The 23,388-nt window shown below is 74.5% G+C and carries 22 protein-coding genes; 11 read left to right on the plus strand and 11 right to left on the minus strand.

Annotation, left to right across the window (positions count from 1 at the left end; translation table 11 throughout):
- The first annotated feature begins 19 nt into the window (after window positions 1–19).
- Both BLU82_RS22470 and BLU82_RS22475 read left to right on the plus strand, forming a co-directional pair.
- A complete protein-coding gene (locus BLU82_RS22470) occupies window positions 20–1,360 on the plus strand; it encodes a zinc-dependent metalloprotease (protein ID WP_092623272.1) in 1,341 nt (446 codons plus the stop codon).
- On the plus strand, window positions 1,360–1,914 hold the full coding sequence (locus BLU82_RS22475; protein WP_092623273.1) for an NUDIX hydrolase: 555 nt from the start codon (window positions 1,360–1,362) through the stop codon (window positions 1,912–1,914). Before BLU82_RS22470 ends, BLU82_RS22475 begins: the two co-directional genes overlap by 1 nt.
- Before the next feature lie 420 nt (window positions 1,915–2,334).
- On the opposite strand, the gene BLU82_RS22480 is transcribed toward BLU82_RS22475, so the two are convergent.
- Window positions 2,335–2,898: a hypothetical protein gene (locus BLU82_RS22480; RefSeq protein ID WP_092623274.1), complete on the minus strand. Its 564-nt coding sequence runs from the start codon at window positions 2,896–2,898 to the stop codon at window positions 2,335–2,337.
- Between the two features lie 52 nt (window positions 2,899–2,950).
- Window positions 2,951–3,526, minus strand: coding sequence for a M48 family metallopeptidase (locus tag BLU82_RS22485; RefSeq protein WP_172885674.1), 576 nt, complete (start codon window positions 3,524–3,526; stop codon window positions 2,951–2,953).
- Window positions 3,527–4,125: 599 nt separating this feature from the next.
- Between BLU82_RS22485 and BLU82_RS34790 the strand changes: the two genes are divergently transcribed.
- The 3 genes from BLU82_RS34790 to BLU82_RS22500 all read left to right on the plus strand — a co-directional run bounded on the left by BLU82_RS34790 (window position 4,126) and on the right by BLU82_RS22500 (window position 6,752).
- The gene (locus BLU82_RS34790; protein ID WP_092623275.1) at window positions 4,126–4,284 is read left to right on the plus strand and encodes a DUF5679 domain-containing protein; all 159 of its coding nucleotides are present in this window, start codon (window positions 4,126–4,128) and stop codon (window positions 4,282–4,284) included.
- 75 nt (window positions 4,285–4,359) lie between these two features.
- Complete coding sequence (locus BLU82_RS22495) at window positions 4,360–5,445, plus strand: hypothetical protein (protein ID WP_092623276.1); 1,086 nt, start codon at window positions 4,360–4,362, stop codon at window positions 5,443–5,445.
- A 20-nt stretch (window positions 5,446–5,465) separates the two neighbouring features.
- Complete coding sequence (locus BLU82_RS22500; protein WP_231947558.1) at window positions 5,466–6,752, plus strand: AarF/ABC1/UbiB kinase family protein; 1,287 nt, start codon at window positions 5,466–5,468, stop codon at window positions 6,750–6,752.
- Window positions 6,753–6,759: 7 nt separating this feature from the next.
- Here the strand turns inward: BLU82_RS22500 and BLU82_RS22505 are convergent, their stop codons facing one another.
- The 5 genes from BLU82_RS22505 to BLU82_RS22520 all read right to left on the minus strand — a co-directional run bounded on the left by BLU82_RS22505 (window position 6,760) and on the right by BLU82_RS22520 (window position 10,349).
- Window positions 6,760–6,954 carry a hypothetical protein gene (locus BLU82_RS22505; protein WP_092623277.1) on the minus strand — a complete coding sequence of 65 codons (195 nt, stop codon included), beginning with the start codon at window positions 6,952–6,954 and terminating at the stop codon, window positions 6,760–6,762.
- A gap of 227 nt (window positions 6,955–7,181) precedes the next feature.
- Window positions 7,182–7,457 (minus strand): hypothetical protein, encoded by a 276-nt coding sequence (locus BLU82_RS22510; RefSeq protein ID WP_092623278.1) that lies wholly within the window; start codon window positions 7,455–7,457, stop codon window positions 7,182–7,184.
- A gap of 76 nt (window positions 7,458–7,533) precedes the next feature.
- On the minus strand, window positions 7,534–7,809 hold the full coding sequence (locus BLU82_RS22515) for a WhiB family transcriptional regulator (protein WP_083289141.1): 276 nt from the start codon (window positions 7,807–7,809) through the stop codon (window positions 7,534–7,536).
- A 105-nt stretch (window positions 7,810–7,914) separates the two neighbouring features.
- Window positions 7,915–8,139 (minus strand): hypothetical protein, encoded by a 225-nt coding sequence (locus BLU82_RS34355; protein WP_157741196.1) that lies wholly within the window; start codon window positions 8,137–8,139, stop codon window positions 7,915–7,917.
- Between the two features lie 122 nt (window positions 8,140–8,261).
- Complete coding sequence (locus BLU82_RS22520; protein WP_092623279.1) at window positions 8,262–10,349, minus strand: ATP-dependent DNA helicase UvrD2; 2,088 nt, start codon at window positions 10,347–10,349, stop codon at window positions 8,262–8,264.
- A gap of 114 nt (window positions 10,350–10,463) precedes the next feature.
- On the opposite strand from BLU82_RS22520, the gene BLU82_RS22525 reads away from it, so the two are divergent.
- Window positions 10,464–10,712, plus strand: coding sequence for a mycoredoxin (locus BLU82_RS22525; protein WP_092623280.1), 249 nt, complete (start codon window positions 10,464–10,466; stop codon window positions 10,710–10,712).
- Here the strand turns inward: BLU82_RS22525 and nudC are convergent.
- Complete coding sequence (nudC, locus tag BLU82_RS22530) at window positions 10,699–11,595, minus strand: NAD(+) diphosphatase (RefSeq protein WP_197682396.1); 897 nt, start codon at window positions 11,593–11,595, stop codon at window positions 10,699–10,701. The genes BLU82_RS22525 and nudC overlap by 14 nt on opposite strands.
- Before the next feature lie 35 nt (window positions 11,596–11,630).
- On the opposite strand from nudC, the gene deoD reads away from it, so the two are divergent.
- From deoD to BLU82_RS22545, 3 genes are read left to right on the plus strand one after another with little or no spacing between them, the layout of a single operon-like run.
- Window positions 11,631–12,335 carry a purine-nucleoside phosphorylase gene (gene deoD / locus BLU82_RS22535; protein ID WP_092623281.1) on the plus strand — a complete coding sequence of 235 codons (705 nt, stop codon included), beginning with the start codon at window positions 11,631–11,633 and terminating at the stop codon, window positions 12,333–12,335.
- The gene (locus tag BLU82_RS22540) at window positions 12,332–13,324 is read left to right on the plus strand and encodes an endonuclease/exonuclease/phosphatase family protein (RefSeq protein ID WP_092623282.1); all 993 of its coding nucleotides are present in this window, start codon (window positions 12,332–12,334) and stop codon (window positions 13,322–13,324) included. The genes deoD and BLU82_RS22540 overlap by 4 nt, the downstream gene beginning before the upstream one ends.
- 47 nt (window positions 13,325–13,371) lie before the next feature.
- Window positions 13,372–13,896 carry a DUF222 domain-containing protein gene (locus BLU82_RS22545; RefSeq protein WP_092623283.1) on the plus strand — a complete coding sequence of 175 codons (525 nt, stop codon included), beginning with the start codon at window positions 13,372–13,374 and terminating at the stop codon, window positions 13,894–13,896.
- A gap of 65 nt (window positions 13,897–13,961) precedes the next feature.
- On the opposite strand, the gene BLU82_RS22550 is transcribed toward BLU82_RS22545, so the two are convergent.
- The 3 genes from BLU82_RS22550 to BLU82_RS22560 all read right to left on the minus strand — a co-directional run bounded on the left by BLU82_RS22550 (window position 13,962) and on the right by BLU82_RS22560 (window position 21,639).
- Entirely contained in the window at window positions 13,962–14,891 is a 930-nt protein-coding gene (locus tag BLU82_RS22550; protein ID WP_092623284.1) for an NUDIX hydrolase, read from the minus strand.
- A 371-nt stretch (window positions 14,892–15,262) separates the two neighbouring features.
- On the minus strand, window positions 15,263–18,487 hold the full coding sequence (locus BLU82_RS22555) for an ATP-dependent DNA helicase (protein ID WP_172885676.1): 3,225 nt from the start codon (window positions 18,485–18,487) through the stop codon (window positions 15,263–15,265).
- Window positions 18,484–21,639 carry an ATP-dependent DNA helicase gene (locus BLU82_RS22560; protein ID WP_197682397.1) on the minus strand — a complete coding sequence of 1,052 codons (3,156 nt, stop codon included), beginning with the start codon at window positions 21,637–21,639 and terminating at the stop codon, window positions 18,484–18,486. Before BLU82_RS22560 ends, BLU82_RS22555 begins: the two co-directional genes overlap by 4 nt.
- Window positions 21,640–21,795: 156 nt before the next feature.
- On the opposite strand from BLU82_RS22560, the gene BLU82_RS22565 reads away from it, so the two are divergent.
- A complete protein-coding gene (locus tag BLU82_RS22565; protein WP_092623286.1) occupies window positions 21,796–22,464 on the plus strand; it encodes a ThuA domain-containing protein in 669 nt (222 codons plus the stop codon).
- On the plus strand, window positions 22,449–23,339 hold the full coding sequence (locus BLU82_RS22570) for a nucleoside hydrolase (protein WP_092623287.1): 891 nt from the start codon (window positions 22,449–22,451) through the stop codon (window positions 23,337–23,339). Before BLU82_RS22565 ends, BLU82_RS22570 begins: the two co-directional genes overlap by 16 nt.
- Window positions 23,340–23,388 lie beyond the last annotated feature (49 nt).

The raw sequence follows: 23,388 nt of genomic DNA on the forward strand, positions 1-23,388 counted from the left end.
TCCTGCCCGAGGCGCTGCCATGAATGATGTCCCCTTCGGTTTCCGTTCCTCCGACGACCCTGACGACGACCGGCCCGAGACGTCCGGGGCCGGCTCCGGTGGGGCCGGTGGCTCCGGCCCGGACGATCCGTTGGGCGGGCTGTTCGGCATGTTCGGTCCGGGCGGCCCCGGCGGCAACCCCGACCTCGGCGCCATGTTCCAGCAGCTCGGCCAGATGTTCTCCTGGTCCGGCGGGCCGGTGAACTGGGACCTCGCCAACCAGGCCGCGCGCGAGGTCGTCTCGGCCGCCGGCGACCGCTCGGTCAGCGGCAGCGACCGACGCGAGGTCGACGACGCGTTCCGGCTCGCCGACACCTGGCTCGACGGCGCCACCACCTTCCCGTCCACCGGCGGCTCGCCGCGCACCTGGAGCCGGGCCGAGTGGGTCGAGGGCACCCAGGCCGCCTGGAAGGACCTCGTCGAGCCGCTGGCCGCCCGGGTCTCCGAAGCCATGAGCAAGTCACTGCCGCCCGAGATCGCGCAGGCCGCCGGCCCGCTCGTCGGCATGATGCAGCAGGTCGGCGTCTCCATGTGGGGCGCGCAGGTGGGCCAGAGCATCGGCAAGCTGGCCGGCGAGGTGGTCGGCTCGGCCGACATCGGCGTGCCCCTGGCCGCCGGGCACCCGGCGCTGCTGCCGGCCAACGTCCGCGCCTTCGGCGAGGGCCTCGGTGTCGACGCCCGCGACGTCCTGCTCTACCTCGCGCTGCGCGAGGCCGCCTACGTCCGGCTGTACGGCCACGCGCCGTGGCTGCGCGCGCACATCGTCGCGCTGGTCGAGGAGTACGCCCGCAACGTCTCCGTCGACACCAGCGCCATCGAGGAGAAGATGCGCGAGATCGACCCGCAGCGGCCCGAGGCGCTGCAGGAGGCGCTCGAGGGCGGGCTGTTCGACGTCCCGACGACGCCCGAGCAGCAGGCCGCGCTCGACCGCCTCGAGCTGGCGCTGGCCCTCGTCGAGGGCTGGGTCGACGACGTCGTCACGCAGGCCACGGCCGACCGGCTGCCGTCGGCGGCGGCGCTACGCGAGACCGTCCGCCGGCGCCGTGCGTCCGGCGGTCCGGCCGAGCAGACCTTCGCCACGCTGGTCGGGCTGCAGCTGCGCCCGCGCAAGCTGCGCGAGGCGGCCGCGTTCTGGGCGGCGGTCCGCGAGGCCCGGGGTGCCGACGGCCGCGACGCCGTCTGGGCGCACCCCGACCTCATGCCCTCGGCCGACGACCTCGCCGACCCCGCCGCCTTCCTGGTCGTCGACCAGTGGGACATGTCCGGTCTCGACGACACCCCCGCCCCGCCCGAGGACGAGAACGGCGGCAGCCCTTCCTGATGCCGGTCGACTCGTTGCACGCCGACGCCGTCGCCTTGCTGTCGGAGTGGGCCGCGCCGTCGCCGTCGCAGGATGCGTTGCGACGTTCGTACCTCGACGTGCTGCGGTCCGAGCCCGGCGCGATGCGTCGCTCGTGCGTGCCCGCGCACCTCACCGGCAGCGCGCTCATCGTCGACCCCGCCGGTTCGAGGGTGCTGCTGCTCCTGCACGGCCGGGCCGGTCTCTGGCTGCAGGCCGGCGGGCACTGCGAGGACGGCGACGGCTCGCTCGCGGCGACGGCGCTGCGGGAGGCCACGGAGGAGAGCGGCATCGCCGGGCTGACGCTGGGCGCGAGCGGCCGGCCGGTCAAGCTGGACCGCCACCCGGCGCCGTGCGCTCCCGGCGTCGCGGAGTGGCATCTGGACGTGCAGTACCTCGCGGTTGCGCCCGCGGGGGCCGTGGCCACGGTCAGCGACGAATCCCGCGACCTCGGCTGGTTCCCGTACGACGACCTCCCGGCGCCGCTCGGCGGCGGGGTCGTCGAGTTGATCGCCGCTGCCCGCGCCGCCCTCTGACGCTCGTCGTGGTGGCGAGCGCGCGGTGACTGTCGGTGCCCGCCCGTAGGGTGGGAAGCCCTCCCAGCCGGGCGGGGTCCCAGCCCACTTTTCGCGCGCGATCACGCGCCGCCCGCGACCACATCCGTCACCGCACGGTCAACGCACCCGCGACCGCTTCCGTCGCCATGTGACCGCCTCACCCGCGACCGCGCCCCCGCCACCCGCGAACAACCCGGCCCGCTGCGCCGGTCGTCGGCGGCCGGAGCTTGGCGGCGATTCGCGCGGTGACTGTCGGTGCCCGCCCGTAGGGTGGGAAGCCCTCCCAGCCGGGCGGGGTCCCAGCCCACTTTTCGCGCGCGATCACGGGTCACCCGCGACCGTGGTCAGCCGGCCACAGCGGTCCGGGGTTCGTCCGCGGCGCGCGGCCCGGCCCGGCCGTTACGAGCGCGCCGACGCCTGCTGGCCCACGCCAGCGCCAACGCCCGCGCCCGTCGTCCGGCGGCTGGGGCGCAACGCGTCGACGGTGATGCGGCCACGCCGCACGCCGCTGCGGGAGTCCAGCCAGGCGTCCAGGAACCGCCAGACGGCGGCGGCTTCGGCGGTCTCGCCGCCGACGACCGCGGCGATGACGCTGATGTGGGCGTCGCGCAGGCCGGCGGCCAGGGCGCGGTCGCGGCGGCCGCAGCGGGAGCGGACCCGGGCGATCCGCTCGCCGAGATCGACGAACAGCCGCGCCTCGGCCTCGGTCAGCCGGCGCGCGCCGCCCGGCACCCACGGGCCGTCCGCCGGAGCCGGAGACGTCGTCGACGCCACGCGCATGACCAGTTCGCGCAGCGACTCGACCGCCTCCACCAGGCCCTGCCGCGAGCTGTGACGCGACTGCAGCCAGAACGCCAGCAGCGCGGCGAGGAACGTCGCCGGGACGGCGAGCGCGCCGGTCAGCAACGCGTCCCAGGTGATGGTGCCGGTTGGGATGCCCACGAACGCCTGCGTCGATGTCACCGCAGGACGGTACCCATGATCCGCCACGAATCCACCCGAATCGGGCAGCCAGTCAGGCGGCGTCGTCCTCGTCGCCTGGCTCGCCAGACCCGCCGGGCTCGTCGTCCTCGTCGGGAGAGTCGGACGGGGCCGCGCCCGCCGCGTGGCTGTAGCCGTCGAGGAAGCCGCGCGCCCGCTCGGCCCGCGGGTACGCCCCGACCAGCGCCCAGAACTCCGGGCCGTGGTCGTTGACCAGCAGATGCGCCAGCTCGTGCACCAGCACGTAGTCGATGACCCACGTCGGCAGGCCCTGCAGCCGGCTGGACAGCCGGATCGAGCCGTCGCTGGGCGTGCACGAGCCCCAGCGGGCCCGCTGGCTGGAGCTCCACCGCACGCTGGTCGGCACCGCCCGGCCGCCGAGGTGCTTGCGCGACAGCTCACCGGCCCGGGCCAGCAGCGCTTCGTCGCTGGGGCGGCGCCGCTTCTCCTGGGCCGCCAGCCGGTCGAGCATGACCTGGACCCAGCGACGCTCCTCGGCCTTGCTGAGGCGCGACGGGAGGCACACGACGATGCGGCCGTTCTCGCGGAACGCCGTGACGGTACGCCGGCGGCGCAGCGAGCGCCGTATCTCGACGTCCGGTGCCTCCATGGTTGCACCGTAAACCCATCCGCCCGCGAATGCGTGGATGCAATGTGGATAACCGGTCGAGATCGTCGCCTACGGGGCCAATGCCCGGCTCCGCCGCGTTCCTCGGAGCGACGTGGGCCACACTTTCTTCGTACACATGTGGTGGATTGTGTTTGCCCAGCTCAGAGCGGTAGACAATAGGTAGCCTCCAGGTTGTCAACACGCTGCGCACCGGTGGTCCACAAGTACTCCGGTAGTCCTGCACAAGTCGTCCACAGAGTTATCCACAGCCTTGGGACGGTCCACCGCCGTTCCCGTTGCCGCCACCCCGGGATCGCCGTACGTTCACTGACATGTCCGGCGGCTCGAATCCCTTGCACACCACACTTCGCACGGGTCGCCCGATCCCGCTCGGCGGGATCTCGGAAAACGATGACACCTCCGCGCGTTCGGGGAAGGCGCGCGCCCGTCAGCGGAACTGAGATCTCGCCGAGCGCATTCTCGCTCGTCATTTCTGCCTCGAAGGATCCGCCGGCTGGCGTAGTGTGTCGGCTCAACCACACGGGGGACGCGGCTGACCTGCTGCTTCCGCTCCTGCAACGAGGAAAGGAAGGCCACGAATGGCTGAGACGTACACGGGGGAGTTCTACTGCGTGAAGTGCAAGGAGAAGCGCGAGGCCACCGGCGACATCGTCGTCAACGACAAGGGCACCCGCATGGCGAAGGCCACCTGCCCGGTCTGTTCGACGAACCTGAACCGCATCCTCGGGCGCGTCTGACGCCGGCCGGGCCCGCGCTCGCGGGCCTGTGGACAGCCGAACGCACGGCGGCGCCGAAACCGGCAGGATGCCGCTGTGCGTCCGATCCTCCACCCCGCGCTGAGCCGCACCTGGCGTGACGAGTCCACCTTGCAGGTGGGCGCCACGCCGCGGCTCGCGCTGGTGGTGGGCGGACTGAGCCGGCCCGAGCGGGCCGTCGTCGAGGCGATGACGGGCGAGGCCGACCTCGCGGCGCTGCGTGAGCTGGCCGTGGAGGTCGGCCTCGGCCGGTCCGCCGCCGACCACCTCACCGAGTTGCTGCTGGCGGCCGGCGCCGTCATCGACGGCGACCGGCCCGGCGCCGCGCCCGGCGCCGCGCCCGGAACCGAACTGGGCTACGAGCCGGGCGACGAGCGGCGGCAGCCCGACCGGTCCAGCGCCGCGCTGCTGGCCCGCGCCCCGATCGGCGGCGACGACGTGCTGGCCGCCCGGTCGCGGCAGCGGGTCGACGTGCACGGCGCCGGGCGGGTCGGCGCGCAGATCGCCCGGCTGCTGGCGGCGGCCGGTGTGGGAACGGTCGCCGTGCTCGACGGCCGGCCCGTCCGCCCGGCCGACATCAGCCCCGGCGGCCACCCGCCCGACGCCGTCGGCGCGCCCCGGCGGCGTTCGCTCGCCGCACTCCTCCCGGCCGACGCGGGCGAAGAACCCGGCGGCCGCCGGCCCGCGGCGCCGAGCCTGGCCGTCCTCGCGCCGAGCGGCGGCACCGGCCGCGACGAGGCCGCCGAGCTGGTGCGGCAGGGCATCCCGCATCTGCTCGCCCAGGTCGTCGAAGTGACGGGGGTCGTCGGACCGCTGGTGCTGCCCGGCCGGTCGTCCTGCCTGCGCTGCCTCGACCTCCACCGCACGGCCCGCGACCCGCACTGGCCGCTCGTCGTCGACCAGGCGCTGCGCCGTCCGCCACCCGAGCCGGCCTGCGACACCGCGCTGGCCGCCGCCGTCGCCGGACTGGCCGCCACCCAGGTGCTGGCCTGCCTCGACGGCTTCGCGCCGGCCGCGGTCGACGGCACCATCGAGGTGACGCTGCCGTCGGGGCTGCCGCGGCGGCGGAGCTGGACCCGTCATCCGCGCTGTGGGTGCGGTTGGGCCACCCGCGAGGGGGACGCGGCACAATGGGTGACGTGAGCGATGTGCCACGCAACGCCGTGAACCGTGCTTTCAAGCTCGCGTCACTGCCGCTCGGCCTGGCCGGGCGGGCGACGCTGGGCCTGGGACGGCGGCTGAGCGGCGCCTCGGCCGAGTCCGTCAGCGCCGACCTCCAGCAGCGCACGGCCGAACACGTCTTCCGGGTGCTCGGCGAGCTCAAGGGCGGCGCCATGAAGTTCGGCCAGACGCTGTCCGTGCTCGAGGCGGGCATCCCGGAAGAGCTGGCCGCGCCCTACCGCGCCACGCTCACCAAGCTGCAGGAGTCCGCGCCGCCGATGAAGGCGGCGACGGTGCACAGCGTGCTGGCCGCCGACCTCGGGCCCGACTGGCGCGAGCGCTTCCAGTCCTTCGACGACAACCCGGCGGCGTCGGCGTCCATCGGACAGGTGCACAAGGCGGTGTGGCACGACGGCCGCACGGTCGCCGTCAAGATCCAGTACCCCGGCGCCGGCGACGCGCTGCGCGCCGACCTGCGCCAGGTGGCCCGGCTGGGCCGCTCCATCGGTGCGCTGGTGCCCGGCATGGACGCGAAGGCGCTGGTCGAAGAGTTGCACGACCGCATGGTCGAAGAGCTCGACTACCGCATGGAGGCCGACGCGCAGGACGGGTTCGCGCTCGCGTACGCCGACGACCCCGAGTTCGCGGTACCGAGCCTGGTCGAGGGCGCCGAGCACGTGCTGGTGTCCGAGTGGCTCGACGGCCTGCCGCTGTCGAAGGTCATCGCCGACGGCACGAAGGAAGAGCGCGACCACGCCGGGCTGCTCTACGTCCGGTTCCTGTTCTCCGGCCCGGCCCGCGCCGGCCTGCTGCACGCCGACCCCCACCCCGGCAACTACCGCATCACGGCCGACGGCCGGCTCGGCGTGCTCGACTTCGGCGCCGTCGCGCGGCTGCCCGAGGGGCTGCCGCCGTCCATCGGCCAGCTCATGCGGCGGGCGCTGGCCGGCCAGGCCGACGAGATGCTCGACGGCCTGCGCGAGGAGGGCTTCGTCAAGGCGCACATCGACCTCGACCCCGAGGACCTCTACGACTACCTCGCGCCGTTCCTCGAACCCGCCCGGGTCGACCGCTTCCACTTCAACCGGCCGTGGATGCGCGAGCAATTCGCCCGCATCAACGACCCCCGCCGGCCCGGCTACTCCATCGGGCTGAAGCTGAACCTGCCGCCGTCGTACCTGCTCATCCACCGGGTCTGGATCGGCGGCATCGGCGTGCTGTCCCAGCTCGACTGCGAGGCGCCGTTCCGCGCCGAACTGGAGCGCTGGCTGCCCGGCTTCAGCGCCTGAGCAGCGCTCACCACCAGGCGCTGTCCAGGCGTGCCTCGATGGATCGCAGGTTGTCGCGCGCGCACCGGTCGCAGTAGTAGAGCGTGCGGCCGCGTTCCACGCTGCTGATCCAGGTCAGCGGCAGCTCCTCGGCGGTCGTCCCGCATTGCGCGCACGTCACCGGCACCGCTTCGGGCACGCGGCTCTCCCCCGTGGTCGTCATGTGTTCCCCCCACCCATTGCGCCGAGGCATCCGAGCCCCGGCGAGACATCGTCGACGGCGGCGCCGGTCGGCCGCAACGACTGGTACTGACCACCCCGGACAACGCGAACGACCCCGCACCGGTCGGACGGTGCGGGGTCGTTCGGAGTGTCGGCAACTGCTCGGACGACGCACGACGGGCGCTCACGATGCCCGGCCCGTCGGCGGACGGACCCGGCGTCACCCCGTCAGTAGGTGCGGCTGCGCAGCGAGACGGCCGCGGCGGCCAGGTTCCTGGCTCGCTGCGCCGCCCGGGCGGCCCGCCGGTCCATCCGGCGGGCGGCCAGCACGCGTCGTACTCGTCGTTCTCGCATCGCCCGTTCGCGCTGCTCCGTACAGTGAGCCCGCGCGAGGGCTTCGTTCATGAGATGCATCTCGGTGCTCCTGAAGTCTCGGTTCACGGTGGTGTCGGTGGTCTGCGGGTCGTTCGGGGTGGCCGCATCGGGCCGGAGCGTCGTGGTCATGTCGTGGTCCGTTCATCGGGGTCATCGGTCGTCGGCAGGTGCCGTTGGTGCCCGGTCGCGGTGTGCGCTGGTCTCACTACGCCGCGATCTCGTTCTTACGGGGACGGCCACGCGGACGCTTGCGCGCCACGATGGCTCCGGAGACGAAGAGCTCTCCGCCCCACACGCCCCAGGGCTCGGCCCGGTCCATCGCACCGGCGAGGCACTGCTCCCGCACAGGGCACTCGCGGCACAACTGCTTGGCGTGTTCGACGTCAGCCGGCGACTCGGCGAACCACAGCTCCGGGTCCTTCTTGCACGGCATGGACTCGTCGGCCGCTACGGCCCGGTCGAGAACGCTGGTCAGCATCATGAGTTCGGTCACCTCCCTTCCACGTGAGTCGGTTCTGGGCAAACAAAAAGGCCGCGGATCCCGGGGTGGGGGTCCGCGGCCTCGGAGGCGCCGGTCGTCTCATGGCTAGACCGGTGGACCCCAAGTGCGGACACGCACGCCCTGCTTGACCCCATCGACGAGGTGCGTCGTCGCGCCAGTGCTACCTGCCTGCGGACGCACTTCTCCCGTCTGCGGTGCGGTGACGGGCGCGATCATGCGCTCCCGGGAGCTCAGGGAGACGCCACGGAGGGAAGGCGCATAGGCGAAGCCGACACCGCTCTGCAACGGGTTCAATGTCGTGATCTCCATCAGGCGTCCCTCCTTTCGGCGTCGATCCCGAGCCGGGCCTTCCGACTCGTGGGCACGTCGCATCGCAACGCGCCCGGTAATGCTAATGCGGGCCGCATGTAAGGGGCAACCCATTTTTACGCTCATTCTTCGACGACTTCGCGGCACAGCTCCAGGACGTCGGCGCCGTAGCGTTCGAGCTTCGTGCGGCCGACCCCCGGGATGGCGGACAGCTGCGTCTCGTTGACCGGCGTGGACTCGGCGATCGCGACCAGCGTGGCGTCGGTGAACACGACGTAGGCCGGCACCTTCTGCTCCTGCGACCGCTCCAGCCGCCAGGCCCGCAACCGCTCGAACAGCGCGTCGTCCATGGACGACGGGCAGCTGCCGCACCGGCCGAGCTTGCGGTCGACGGCGTCGACCAGCGGCGCGCCGCAGACCCGGCAGCGCGCCGGCGCACCGGACTTGCGGCCGCGGCCGCCGGCGCCACGCTCGGGACGGTGGTCGCTGCGGGCGACGCCGCCGGGCCGGACGCCGTCGAGGAACCGGCTGGGCCGCCGGTTGCCGCGGCCGCCGGGCTGGCGGGCCAGCGACCACGACACGGACAGGTGCTCGCGGGCGCGCGTGACGCCGACGTAGAGCAGCCGGCGCTCCTCCTCGATCTGCGCGAGCGTCTCGGCGTAGCTCAGCGGCAGCGTGCCCTCGTGGCAGCCGACGACGAAGACGGCGTCCCATTCGAGCCCCTTGGCGGAGTGCAGCGAGGAGAGCGTGACGCCGTCGGCCGTGGGCGCGTGCTGGGCCGCGGCCCGCGCCTCGAGCTCGTCGACGACGTCGGCCAGCGTGGCGCCGGACTTGGCCGCCACGACCTCTTCGGCCAGCGACACCAGCGCCGCCAGCGACTCCCAGCGCTCGCGGGCCTGGCCGCCGCCGGCGGGTGGGGCGGGCGACCAGCCGGCCGAGCTGAGCACGGCGGCCGTGGCCGCTGCGGCGTCGGGGGCGTCGGGCGCGCCGTCGGTGGTGCGGACGGCGGCGCGCAGCAGCATGGCCGCCTGGCGCACCTCGCCGCGGTCGAAGAACCGCTCGGCGCCGCGGACGGTGTAGGCGACGCCGGCGTCGGCCAGCGCCTGCTCGTACGCCTCGGACTGCGCGTTGACCCGGAACAGCACCGCGATCTCGCGCTGCGGCGTGCCGTTGGCGACCAGCTTGGCGATCTGCCCGGCCACCCACGAGGCCTCGGCCAGTTCGTCGCTGTGCTCGACGAATGACGGCTTCGGGCCGGGCGGGCGCTGCGCCTCGAGGACGACGCCCTGGTGCGCCTCGCGGGCGGCGCGGAGCACGGCGTTGGCGACGCCGACGACCTCGGGCGTGGAGCGGTAGTCGCGGAACAGCCGCACGACGGTGGCGCCGGGGAAGCGCTGCGGGAACCCGATGAGGTAGTCGGGCTGGGCGCCGGCGAAGGAGTAGATGGTCTGGGCGGGATCGCCGACGACGCAGACGTCGGTGCGCTCGCCCATCCAGAGGTCGAGCAGCTTCTGCTGCACGGGCGAGACGTCCTGGTACTCGTCGACCACGAAGTGGTGGTACTGCGACCGGACCTGCTGGGCGACGCCCGGATGCCCGGACAGCAGGCCGACGGCGGCGAGCAGGATGTCTTCCATGTCGAGGACGTTGCGGTCGGTCTTGAGGTCTTCGTACGCGGCGTAGACCTTGGCGACGGACTCGGGGTCGACGTTGCCGACCTCGCGATGCGCCGCCTCGGCCGCCGTGACGTACGACTCGGGCAGCACGTTGCTGACCTTGGCCCACTCGATCTCGGAGGCGAGGTCGCGCAGCACCGTGCGGTCGGTGGGCACCCGGCAGCGCGACGCCGCCGAGCCGACGATGGGCAGCTTGCTCGAGCTGATCTCGGGGAGATCGGCGCCGGTGATCTGCGGCCAGAAGTAGCGGGCCTGGCGCAGCGCCGCGGAGTGGAACGTGCGCGCCTGGACCCCCTCGGCGCCGAGCGAGCGCAGCCGCCCGCGCATCTCGCCGGCCGCCCGGGTGGTGAACGTGACGGCGAGCGTGCGGCGCGGGTCGAACGCGCCCGTGTGCACGCCGTGGGCGATGCGGTGGGTGATGGCACGGGTCTTGCCGGTGCCGGCGCCGGCGATGACGCAGACCGGCCCGCTGAGCGCCGACGCGACCGCTCGCTGCTCGGGATCGAGGCCGGCGAGGACGTCGGGTACGCGCATCGCCCCATCCTCGCAGCCGGTACCGACAGGATGCGAGGCGCCACGGAACAATCCGGGCGACCGGCCGTGTTGAACTAGCTGATACGGCAACTAAGCCAGAGGAGCGGAGCGTCGATGTCCCGGTTCACCATGTACAGCACCACCTGGTGTGGCTACTGCTTCCGGCTCAAGACGGCGCTCAACCGCGACGGCATCACGTTCGACGAGGTCGACATCGAGACCGACCCCGCGTCCGCCGACCTCGTCATGAGCCTGAACGGCGGCAACGCGGTGGTGCCCACGCTGGTGTTCGCCGACGGCAGCGCCCTGACGAACCCGAGCCCGTCCGAGGTCAAGGAGAAGCTGACCGCTATCGCGGGCTGACGTCGTCGGGCAGCGGCCCGCCGAACCAGCCCTCGACCAGCTTCCGGGCGATCGAGATGCCGCTCGGCGGCAGCACGTCGCCCTCGCGCATGGCCGCGCTGAGCTCGTCGCGGCTGAACCAGCGGGCCTCGGCGATCTCGTCGCCGTCGGGCGAGGGGTCCTCGCCGGCCGCCGTCGCGTAGTAGCCGAGCATGAGGCTGGACGGGAACGGCCACGGCTGGGCGCCCGCGTAGCGGCACGACGTGATGCGCACGCCGACCTCCTCGTACAGCTCGCGGACGACGGCGTGCTCGGGCGTCTCCCCCGGCTCGACGAAGCCGGCCAGCGTCGAGAACCGCCGCCCCGGCCAGGCCGCCGACCGGCCGAGCAGGCAGCGCTCCTTCTCGTCGACCACCAGCACGATGACGGCGGGGTCGGTGCGCGGGAAGTGCTGCGACCCGTCCGCCTCGCAGACACGGACGTGCCCGCCCTGCTCCGGCCGGGTGGGCGCGCCGCAGCGCGGGCAGAACCGGTGCGTCGCGTGCCAGTTGGCCAGCGCGACGGCGTGCACGGCCAGCCCGGCGTCGCGGTCGCCCAGGACGGCGCCGACCTCGCGCAGCGTGGCGCCGTCGTCCGGCTTCTCCGCCACGTGGACGGCGACGTAGGCGATGTCGCCGTCGAGGCCGAGCAGGAAACGCTCGCCGTCGGGGGCGTCGGCCGGCGCGACGAAGCGCAGCGCGCCGTCGTCGACCGGCACCGTCCCGTCGCCGACCAGCAGCACCCGGGTGCGGCCGTCGGCCCACAGCGTGTCGACCCACGCGGCGTCCAGGCGGCGATCGGCCGCGCGGTCGACGGTGGAGCGCGAGAGCGCGAGGGGACCGGGCAAGACGTAGGCCTCATGCACGACCCACGACCCTACGCCGGATACCGTGTGCACTCGTGAGCACCCACATTGCCGCCGCGCCCGGCGAGATCGCCGAGACCGTCCTGCTGCCGGGCGATCCACTCCGCGCCGAGTGGATCGCCAAGACGTACCTCGACGACGTCACCTGCTACTCGCAGGTCCGCAACATGCTCGGCTTCACCGGCACGTTCCGGGGGCAGCGCATCTCGGTCCAGGGCACCGGCATGGGCCAGCCGTCCATCTCCATCTACGTGCACGAGCTGCTGGCCGAGTACGGCGCGAAGACGCTGGTCCGGGTCGGGTCGTGCGGCGGGCTGCTGGCCGACGTCGCCATCCGCGACCTCGTCATCGGCATCTCCGCGGCCACCGAGTCGTCGATGAACGCGCTGCGCTTCGAGGGCTTCCACTACGCCCCGACGGCGGACTTCTCGCTGGTGCGGGCCTACGTCGAGAAGGCCGAGGCGGCCGGCGCGCGGTACCACGTCGGGCAGATCTTCAGCACCGACTCCTTCTACCACGACCGTCCCGAGCTGCGCGATCGCCTGACCGAGTACGGCGTCATGGCGGTCGAGATGGAGGCGGCCGCCCTCTACACGCTGGCCGCGAAGTTCGGCGCGCGGGCCGTGGCGGTCTGCACGGTCAGCGACAACCTCGTCACCGGCGAGGAGACGTCGGCCGACGAGCGTGAGCGCACCTTCGCGGAGATGGTCGAGCTGGCGCTGGACGCCGTCTCGGCGTGACCCGCCGCCGCTGGCCGTGGCCGGCGGCCTGCGCGGCGGTGGCCGCGCTGCTCGCGGTCGTCGTGGTGTGGCCGCAGGCGTTCGGCCTGTCCGGCGTCTACGGCCCGGCCCAGGTGGTGGCGCTGCGTGGCCTGACGGTGCTGGGCGGCGCCTTGGTCGCGGTGCTCGTGGCGGCGCTGGCGCTCGCCCTCCGGCGGGCGCGGTGGCCGCTGGCCGCCGTCGCCGGGGTGGTCGCGGCGGCGACGGTGTTCTCGGCCGGCGTGCTGCTGTCGCGCGGGCTGTCGTCCGACTCGGTGCCGCGCGCGACGGCGCCGGGCGAGGTGCGGGTGCTGGCGTTCAACACGCTGTACGACGGCGCCGGCTCCCGGGTGGTCGCGGACCTGGTGACGGCGACCGGCGCCGACATCGTCGTGCTGCCGGAGACCTCGGCCGCGACGACGCGGCAGGCCGCCGAACTGGCCGGCGGTGGCTTCCAGGTCTTCCACCACCAGGTCGACGCCGGCATCACGTCGGCGACGGGGCTGCTGGTGGCGTCGTCGCTGGGGACCTACGGCGAGCCGCAACCGGACCCGTCGAGCGGACTCGGCTCGTACACCGTCCGGCCGGTCGCCGGGTCGGACGGGCCGCCGATCACCGCCGTCCACGCCTGGCCGCCCACCGGCGGCGCCATGGCCCGCTGGCACGACGACGCCGTCTGGGCGGTGCGCCAGTGCGCGGGCTCCGAGCGCGCCATCGCCGCCGGCGACTTCAACGCGACGCTGGACCACCCGGCGCTGCGGGCGCTCGGCCCGTGCGCCGACGCCGCCGCGGCGCGCGCGGCGGCGGGGACCGGCACCTGGCCGGCCGGCTGGCCGCGGTGGGCCGGCGCGCCGATCGACCACGTCCTGGCCGACGCCCGCGCCTGGGACGTCGTGTCGTTCAGCGTGCTCGACGCGGCCGGCGGTTCGGACCACCGGCCGGTGCTGGCGGTGCTGCGTCCGGCCGGATAGTGGACTTCCGGTCGCGACTTCGAACGTTTGTGCGATAGCGTGCGGACATGACGCGCCCCGGAGATCACCCCAGTGCGGCCTGGGCCGGCCTCGCGCCCGGCACCGTGCTCAACGCCGTCCTCGAGACGTTCGAGCCGCCCGCGCTGTCCCGGCGCGAGCTGCCCCGGGTCGCCGCCGCCTACCAACGTCAGGGCGCCCACCTCGACGCCATGCAGGCGCGCGTCATCGCCGAACTCGCCGGCCGGGTCGACCCACCCGGCGGCCCGGCCACCGCCGTCACCATCGCCGAGGCGCTGCACCTCGAGCTCGACGCCGCCACCGACCTCGTCTCCCTCGCCGTCGACCTCGTCAGCGGCCTCCCCGCCACGCTCGCCGCCCTCGACGACGGCCGCATCACGCTGCCCAAGGCGCGGCTCATCGCCCAGCGCACCCGCCGGCTCGGCCCGGCCACCCGCGCGGCCGTCGAGGCCGTGGCATTGGCTCGAGCACCTCAGCTCACCGAGGCGCAGCTGCGGCGCTGGCTCGACGACGCCATGGCGCCCGGCAACGGCGAGGGGCGCGCCACGTCCTGACGCCGCCGGCTTCCGCAGTGGGTCGGAGGGGGCGGTGGGTGCTGCGCCGGCTCCGCTGCGGGGGGTCAGGCGAGGGCGTGGAGGGCTTCGGTGGTGACGGCGGTCAGGGCGAGCGTGGCGACGTCGGCGGGGTCGAACCAGCGGGCGCCGACGGTGGAGCCGCCGACGTCGGCCAGGACCAGGGTGGCCGGCTCGTCGACCACGACGTCGTAGTAGGGGCGCACGCCGTGCCAGTCGATGGCGAAGCCCTCGGGACCGACCTGCTCGGGCTCGCGGTGGCTGGCGACGCCCAGCAGCCGGCGGATGCGCCCGACCTGGCCGGTCTCCTCGTGCAGCTCGCGCAGCAGCGCCTGGGCCGGCTGCTCGCCGAAGTCGGTGCCGCCGCCGGGCAGATGCCAGCAGCCGGCGTCGGGGTAGCCGTCGGCGACCTGGGTGAGCAGCACGCGGCCGTGGGGGTCGCGGACCAGGCCGTACGCCGCGAACCGCTGCACGGTGTGCCGGCCGTCGGGCGCCTGCTGGATGTGGAAGCCGGGCAGTTCGGGCATCCGCTCGGGCGGGAGGTCCACCGTCGACAGCGGCAGCTTGAGCACCTGCGCGACGAACGGGCGCAGCTGCAGCGTGGCCGCCTCGTCGAGGCTGACCCAGCGGACGTCGTCGACCATGGGCGAGAGCGGCTCGGGCTCGCCGCTGATGACCTCGGCCTCGAACAGGATGCGGTCGGTGTGCAGCGTGACCTCGCGGTGCGGGCGGGCGCGGGTGTCGGCGAGGACGTCGATGGGCGTGACGGCACGCAGCAGCAGCCCGGACTCCGCGGCCGCCTCGCGGACGACGGCGTCGCGCGGGTGCTCACCGTGCAGCACGCTGCCGCCCGGCAGCGTCCACACGCCAGGGGTGCCCGACCGCACGGACTCGCGGATCAGCAGCACGCGCTTGGACGCGTCGAGGCAGACGGCGTACGCGGCGATGCGGCGCAGCGGTTTCAGCGCGGGGGTCACGAGACAGGAGTCTCACCCCGGCACACCGTGCCGATCAAGAGCTATCTCCGAGACCGAGACAATGAGTCATTTCTACTGCCAAACACGCTGCGAACAGGTATGATGCGCACTTCGGCCAGCGATCCGCCGGCCCACGACGCCCGATGCGCGGGTCGTCACAGAATCGCGATGATCGTCACACTTCGCCGCGTGACCTGGCCGATTGTCCCCCAATTCACCACAGTGGTGGGCATAGGTCCTGTGGTCGCGCCTCTCGCGCCGCGGCCGGGAACGCGCCTCTCGCATCGGCTCGACGGGGACGGAGCAGCGGGAGCGCGATGGTCGCCGGACGGCGCCCGGCAGGGCGGCGCGGTCCGGCGGTCATCGTGAGGTCACTCCTCGGCCACCGGAACGCCCGTGACCAGCGCCGTCAGCTCTGCTTCGTCCATGACGTCGGCCGGCCGGACGGTGGTGTCCTGGCGCACGTGGTGGAACGCGGCGCCGACGTGGTCGAGCGGGAGGTCGTAGAGCCGGGCGAAGGCCAGCCGGTACGCGGCCAGCTGGACGGTGCGCGTGGCGGCCTCCTCGTCAGTGGCCGGCGGCCGGCCGGTCTTCCAGTCGACGACGTCGATGCCGCCGTCGTCGGTGCTGAACACGGCGTCGACCCGGCCGCGCAGCAGCACGCCCGCGACCAGCAGCTCGAACGGCGCCTCGACCTCGACCGGCGTGCGCCCGGCCCACGCGCTGGCCAGGAACGCCTCTTGCAGCGACGCCAGCTCGCGGTCGGGCGCGGCGCCGTCGTCGGCGAAGCCGGGCAGTTCGTCGACGTCGACCAGCCGCGGCGCGCCCCACCGCGACTCGAGCCAGGCGTGGAACAGCGTGCCCCGGCGGGCCAGCGGCGCCGGCGGCCGCGGCACCGGGCGGCGCAGCGCCCGGGCCAGCCGCTCGGGGCTCTCGCGCAGCGCCACCAGCTGCGACACCGACAGGTGCTCGGGCAGCGCGACGTCGATGGGACGCAGCGACGAGTTCCGCTCGCGCTCGGCCAGCAGCCGCTCGACCTCGGCGTCCCACTCGGTGACCGGCTGGGCGAGGTCGAACAGCACGCCGTTGACGGCGCCCTGCGCCGCCCGGACCAGCCCGGCGCCGTCCTCGAGCAGCGCCCGCCGCTGACCGAGCGGGTCGTACGGCCAGCGCAGCTCGCGCACCTGCTGGGACAGCGGGTTGGTGTCGTCGGCGTCGGGCGGAGTGGCCCAGACGCCGACCTCGCCGGCGCCGTCGTCGCACGCCACCTTGATCTCGTGCAGGAACATCGACAGCTCGCGCGGCCGGACGGCGTCGTCCCAGCAGTAGCCCGAGCAGACCAGCAGCCGCCGCGCCCGGGTGACCGCGACGTAGGCCAGCCGGCGCTCCTCGAGCCGGGCCGCCGCGGCGGCGTCGCCGTAGAAGGCGTCGACGGCGTCGCGTACACCGACCTGGTCGGCCGCGCCGGAGAGATCGAGCGGCGGCAGCGACCCGGCGTCGCCGCGCAGCGCGTACGGCAGCTCGCCGGGGTCGCCCAGCCAGGCCCGCTGCCGCTCGCCGCCGGACGGGAACACCTTGTCGACCAGCCCGGTGACGAAGACGGCGTCCCACTCCAGGCCCTTGGCGCCGTGCACCGTGAGCACCTGGACGCGGTCGCCGGACACCTCGACCTCGCCCGGGGCCAGGCCGCGCTCGGCGGTCTCGGCGGCGTCGAGGTAGGCGAGGAACGCCGACAGGGTGGGCGCGTCGCCGTGCGACTCGAACTCGGCCGCGACATCGAGGAAGCGGTCGAGGTTGGCCCGGCCACCCGGGCCGCGGCGGGCGGCCAGCTCGACGTCGAGGCCGAGCGTGCGCTGGACGTCGTGCACCAGCTCGGTGAGCGACTGGCCGGTGCGGGTGCGCAGCTCGCGCAGCTCAGCCGAGAGCGCGCGCAGCCGGCGGTCGCCGTCGGGTGAGAACCAGTCGCCGCCCTGCGGCAGCGCGTCGAGGGCGTCGACGATGCTCAGTTCGTCGACCTCGTCGAGCGCGATGCCCTCGGCGGCGGCCTCGCGCATGGTGGGACGGCGCGCGCCGCCGGTGTCGTCGTCGGGACGACCCAGCCGCCGCGCCCAGCGGGCCAGCGCGTCGAGGTCGCGTGGCCCGATGCGCCAACGCGAGCCGGTGAGCAGCCGCATGAGGGCGTCGCCGCGGGACGGGTCGTTGACCACCCGCAGCGTGGCCACGACGTCGCCGACCTCGGCCGTGGCCAGCAGCCCGCCGACGCCGACGACCTCGACCGGGAGGTCGACGGCGCGCAGCGCGGACTCGAGCCGCGGGATCTGGCCGCGGTTGCGCACCAGCACGGCGACCGTGCGGCCGTCGTCGGAGGCGTCCCAGAACGCCCGTGCCCGGCGCGCGACGTCGGCGGCTTCGTCGTCGGCGGTCAGGTGCAGCGACGCGACGACGGTGGACGGCGGCAGCCCGGGGAACGCGGTGAGCTCGGGGACGTCGAGGCCCTGCGCCCGCAGCGGCTGCGACAGCCGGTTCGCGACCTGCAGGATCTCGGCGCCGTTGCGGAAGCTGGTGGTCAGGGAGTCGAGCCGGGCGAGGTCATCGTCGCCGGAACGGAACTCGCGGCGGAACGACGTCAGCGTGCCGGCGCTGGCGCCGCGCCAGCCGTAGATGGACTGGCACGGGTCGCCGACCGCGGTGACGGGGTGGCCGCCGCCGAACAGCGACCGCAGCAGCACCAGCTGGGCGTGGCTGGTGTCCTGGTACTCGTCGAGCAGCACGACGCCGTAGGTGGCCCGCTCGGCCTCGCCGACCTCGGGGAACCGGTCGGCGAGGGTGGCGGCCAGCTCGGCCTGGTCGGCGAAGTCGAGCACTTCGTCGGCCTGCTTGCGGGCCCGGAACTCCGCGACGACGGGCAGCAGCGCCACCCGGGCGTCCTGCACGGCCAGGCCCTTCGCGACGTCGGCGTAGAGGAGGTCCTTGGTGCGCTGGCCCTTCGCCTTGGGCAGCGCCTCGATGCCCGCCCGCAGCTGCTGGGTGTACTCCTCGACCCGCGACGGCGTGACGAGGTGCCCGGCCAGCTCGGAGTGGAGGTCGAGCACCTTCTGCACGACGGTGGACGGCGCGTAGCCGACGGCCTGCATGTCGCCGTCGTAGGACGACACGACCCGCTGGGAATACTGCCAGGCCACGGCCTCGGTGATGAGCCGGGCGCCGGGCTCGCGGCCGAGGCGCAGCGCGTGCTCGGCGACGATGCGCCCGGCGTAGGCGTCGTAGGTGAGCACCGTCGGCTCGCCGTCGAGGACGTCGGGCGGGACCAGCCCGCGGGCGGCCAGCTGCGACAGCCGGCGGCGGATGCGGGCGGCCAGCTCGCGCGCGGCCTTGCGGGTGAACGTCAGGCCGAGCACGTCTTCGGGCCGGACCAGGCCGGACGCCACCAGCCAGACCACCCGGGCGGCCATGGTCTCGGTCTTGCCGGACCCGGCGCCCGCGACGACGACGCCCGGCGCGAGCGGCGCGGCGATGGCGGCCGCCTGTTCCGGTGTCGGGTCCGGCTGGCCGAGGCGGCGGGCGAGCTCAGCCGGCGAGATGAACGTCGTCGTCACGGGGTCACCTGCTCGCCCTCGGGCCACACCGGGCAGGACGGCCGGGCCGGGCAGAACCCGCACCAGCCGCCCTTCTCGGCCCGGAACGACGGCTGGCGCATGCCCTCGGCGGTGTGGCGCATGAGCTCGTGCGCCCACGTCGGCTCGCCGTCGTCGGGCAGCGCGCCCTGCAGCTGCTCTTTGGCCTGGCCCTTGGCGTCCTTGCCGAGCTGGACCAGGCTCGCTCCCCCGCTGCGCCGCTCGCCGTCGGTATGGGAATCGAACCCGCCGTGCAGGATGGCCAGCTGGTACGCGGCCAGCTGGGCGTGCTCGGCCACCTCGGCCGTGGTGGGCGCGGACACCCCGGTCTTGTAGTCGACGACGACCAGCCGGCCGTCGGTGTCGGCGTCGAGGCGGTCGACCCGGCCGACCAGCCGGGCGTCGCCGACCTTGACGTCGAAGTCGAGCTCGGCGCCCACCATGTCGCGCGGGTTGTCGCGCAGCCAGCGGCCCAGCCGCTGCACCATGTCGCGGACCCGGCCGTACTCGCGCGCGGCCACCCAGCCCTCACCGGCGTCGATGCCCGGCCAGGCGTTGTCGAGCTCGGTGAGCAGCTTGTCGTCGGACCAGCTCTCGACGGCGGCCCGCTCGGCGAGGTCGTGCAGCAGCGAGCCGATGCCGGCGCGGCGGAGGTCGGAGTCGGTGGCGCCGCACGCCTTGAGCAGCCAGCGCAGCTCGCACCGGTTGAACTCCTCGACCTTCGACGGCGACACCCGCACCGGGCGGTCGGGGTGGCCGAGCGGCTCGGTGACGGACACCGGGCGCAGGCCGTACCACTCGTCGGGGTCGGCCTGCGCCACCCCGGCGGCGGCCAGCCGGGCCAGCTGGTGCGCGGCGCCGTGGCGGCGCTCGATCGGTTCGGCGGGGTCGCAGACGACCCCGCGCAGCTCGGCGACGACGGCGGGGAGGTCGAGCCCGCGCCCCGGCGCCTGCACCAGCCGCTCGACGGCGCCGTCGGCGGGCAGGGGGTCGATGTCGTCGAGGAACCGCGACGGCTGCGACTCCTCGTTGGACACCGCCGTGACGTAGAGGCGCTGCCGGGCCCGCGTGACGGCGACGTAGAACAGCCGGCGCTCCTCGGCCAGCCGGGCGCTGGCCCGGGTGACGGCGGAGTCGTCGCGGTGGGCGACGAGGTCGACGAGCGACTCGGTGCCCAGCAGGCTGCCGCGCTCGCGGACGTCGGGCCAGACGCCTTCCTGCACGCCGGCCACCACCACGACGTCCCATTCGAGGCCCTTCGCGGCGTGCGCCGTCAGGATGCTGACGCTGGCCGTGGCCGGGCCACCGGGCCGGTAGGTGTCGGCCGGCAATTGCTGGTCGCGCAGGTGCTCGGCGAACCCCTCGGGCCGGGCGCCGGGCATGCGGTCGACGAACGTGGCGACCGCGTCGAACAGCGCCACGACGGCGTCGAGGTCGGCGTCGGCGGCCGGCGCGGCGCGTCCCCGCGACAGCGCGGCGCGGGTCCAGCGGGCCTCCAGCCCGGAGCGCGTCCACACCGCCCACAGGACGTCCTCGGCGGTGGCGCCGTCGGCCTCGGCCGCCTCGCGGGCCGCGGTGATGAGCCCGGCGACGCGGGTGGCCGGTGCGACCGCGTGATCGTCGAGGAAGCGCAGCTCGTCGGGGGTGGTCAGCGCCTCGACCAGCAGCTCACCGGAGGCACGGCCGCCGCCGGCCGTCAGCTCGTGCGCGCGCAGCTCCTGCCGCAGCCGCCGCACGGCCAGCGCGTCGGCGCCGCCCAGCGGGCCGGTGATGAGGTCGAGGGCGGTCTCGACGTCGAGCTCGCGCAGCCCGGTGACCAGTTCGAGCACCGTGAGCAGCGCCCGGACCGGTGCTTGGTCGGCCAGCGGGACGTCCTCGATGCGCACGCTGACCGGCACGCCGGCGCCGGCCAGCGCGCGGCGCAGCACCGGGATGGCGGACGCGCTGCGCACCAGCACCGCCATGCGGTCCCACGGGACGTCGTCGAGCAGGTGCGCCGCCCGCAGCCGCCCGGCGACGAACGCGGCCTCCTGGCTGGCGCTGGCGAGCAGGTGGACGGACGCGCGATCGGCGCCGTGGTCGCCCGACCCGGCCGCGTACAGCTCGCGGTGCCGGCTCAGCCCGCCCAGCCGCGCCGCGACCCGTCGCGACGCCGCCAGCAGGCGCGGCCCGCAGCGCCGGGACGCCGCGAGCGCCAGCACCGCGCCCGGTGAGCCGTCGGCGGCCGGGAAGCGGTCGGCGAAGCGGCGGATGGCCTCGGGCTCGGCGCCGCGGAAGCCGTAGATGGACTGGTCGGGGTCGCCGACGACGAGCAGCTCGCGGCCTCCGCCGGCCAGCAGCCGCAGCAGCTCCTCCTGCGCTGGGTCGCTGTCCTGGTACTCGTCGACGACGACGAACGCACGCGCCTGCCGCTCGCGTGCCAGCAGTTCGGGGTCGTCGCGCAGCAGCCCGGCGGCGGAACGCACCAGCTCGGCCTGGTCGAACGTCGGCGGGTAGCGGAACGCCGTGACGCCGGCGTATTGCCGCGCGAACCGGGCCGCGGCCAGCCAGTCGTCGCGCCGGTGCGCGGCGGCCAGCGCGGCCAGCTCGTCGGGGCCGAGGCCGCGCTCGACCGCCCGCATGAGGAAGTCGCGCAGCTCGGCGGCGAACCCGCGGGTCAGCAGCGCGGGGCGCAGGTGGTCGGGCCAGTAGCCGGCGCCCAGCTGCTCGACGTCGCCGCGCAGCAGCTCGCGGATGAGGACGTCCTGCTCGGCCCCGCCCAGCAGCCGCGGCGACGGCTCGCCCTGCGCGACCGCCTCGCGGCGCAGCAGCCCGAACGCGTAGGAGTGGAAGGTGCGGGCCAGCGGCTCGCGGATGGTCCGGCCGAGCCGCCTCGCGATGCGTTCGCGCAGCTCACCGGCGGCCCGGCGGCTGAACGTCAGCACCAGCACCCGGCCGGGGTCGATGCCGTCGTGCTCGACCCGGTGCGCCACCGCCTCGACCAGCGTGGTGGTCTTGCCGGTGCCCGGCCCGGCCAGCAGCAGCAACGGCCCGCCCCGATGCTCGACGGCGGCCTTCTGGGAGTCGTCGAGGCGGACCGGCGGCGCGGCGGGCCGGACGGTGCGCACCAGACGCACGGCTGCGGGACGCCTCACCGACTGCCGCTCCTTCCTCTGCTCCCCGACGACTGGTCCCATCCCACCACGCGGGTCCGACAGGGTCGCGGACGCGCGCCGGAGGAGGCGACCCCTGGACCTTGGCAAATCGATTGGCTAACGTGCGACCCGAGATCACGCCGAGGGAGGACCTGTATGGACACCGGAGCTCGCCGAGCCCTGATCGTGCGGGGCGGCTGGGAGGGCCACAGCCCGGTCGAGGCCACCGAGCGCTTCGTTCCGCACCTGAAGGAGCACGGGTTCGACGTCGACGTCCACGACGGGCCGGAGGTGTACGCCGACGCCGACCGGCTGGCCGCCACCGATCTCGTCGTGCAGTGCTACACGCAGGGCGTGGCCACCGACGAGCAGGTCCTCGGGCTGTCCGCGGCGGTCGCCAACGGCACCGGGCTGGCCGGCTGGCACGGCGGGATCTGCGACTCCTTCCGCGGCTCGCCCGACTACCTCCACCTCGTCGGCGGCCAGTGGGCGGCGCATCCCGGCGGCTTCGTCCGCCACGACGTCGAGGTGGTGCCCGAACAGGCGCACCACGAGCTCGTCGCCGGCCTGAGCCCGCGGTGGTCGCTCGACACCGAGCAGTACTGGGTGCTCACGGACGGGCTGAACGACGTGCTCGCCACGACCACCTTCCGGCCCGCCGAGGGGACGCCGTGGCGCGGGGCCGTGACCTGTCCCGCCGTCTGGACGCGGCGCTGGGGCAAGGGCAAGGTCTTCGTCAGCACCATCGGGCACAAGCTCGACGACCTCGACCATCCCGACGTGCGCACGCTGATCGAGCGAGGCCTGCTGTGGGCCAGCCGCTGACCCGCATCATCCTGGACACCGACCTCGCGATGGGCGCGCCGGGCTCGGACATCGACGACGGCCTGGCCCTGGCGCTGGCCCTCGCCGATCCCGGCCTGCGGGTCGAGCTGGTCACGACGGTGGGCGGCAACGGCGACGTCGCCACCTCCACCCGGCTCACCCGCGAGCTGCTCGAGGTGCTCGGCCGCGCCGACCTCACCGTCGTCGAGGGGGCGCCGGCCGGCGACGACGCCGCGGACGAGATCGCCCGCCGGCTGCTGGCCGAGCCCGGCGAGCTGACCGTCGTCGCGATCGGGCCGCTGACCAACGTCGCCCGCGCGCTGGCGTCCGGCCCGGAGGTGGCCGCGGCCGCCCGCGAGATCGTCGTGATGGGAGGGGTCTACCTCGAGCAGACCAACGTCGCGGCGATGCCGGGCGAGTACAACTTCTGGTGCGATCCTGACGCGGCGCAGGCGGTGCTCGCCAGCGGCGCGACCATCCGGCTGGTCGGCCTCGACGTCACCCGGAAGGTCCGGCTGACCCGCGGGGACGCCCGCGCGCTCGCCACCGGCGGGGAGTTCGGCCGGCTCGCCGCCACTCACGTCGAGGGCTGGATCGACTTCCAGAACCGGACCAAGCCGCGCGACCTGCTGGAACAGGACAGCTGCGCGCTGCACGACCCGCTCGCGGTCGCCGTCGTGACCCGCCCGGACCTCGTCACCTGGCGGGACGCGCACGTCGCCGTCGAGACGCAGGGCCGGGTGACTCGCGGCGTGGCGATCGCGGACCTGCTGATGTGGGAGAACCCGCCGGAGCCGAACTGCCGGATCGCCACCGCCGTCGACGTCGCGGCGTTCACCACGCTCTTCGCCGAGCGCATGGCGGCGCTGCCGTGACGCCGGACGGCCATTGACCGGCGGGTGCCCAGGGCTTAGTTTGCGGGGT

The sequence above is a fragment of the Jiangella sp. DSM 45060 genome (assembly GCF_900105175.1).
In the GTDB taxonomy this organism is placed as follows: domain Bacteria; phylum Actinomycetota; class Actinomycetes; order Jiangellales; family Jiangellaceae; genus Jiangella.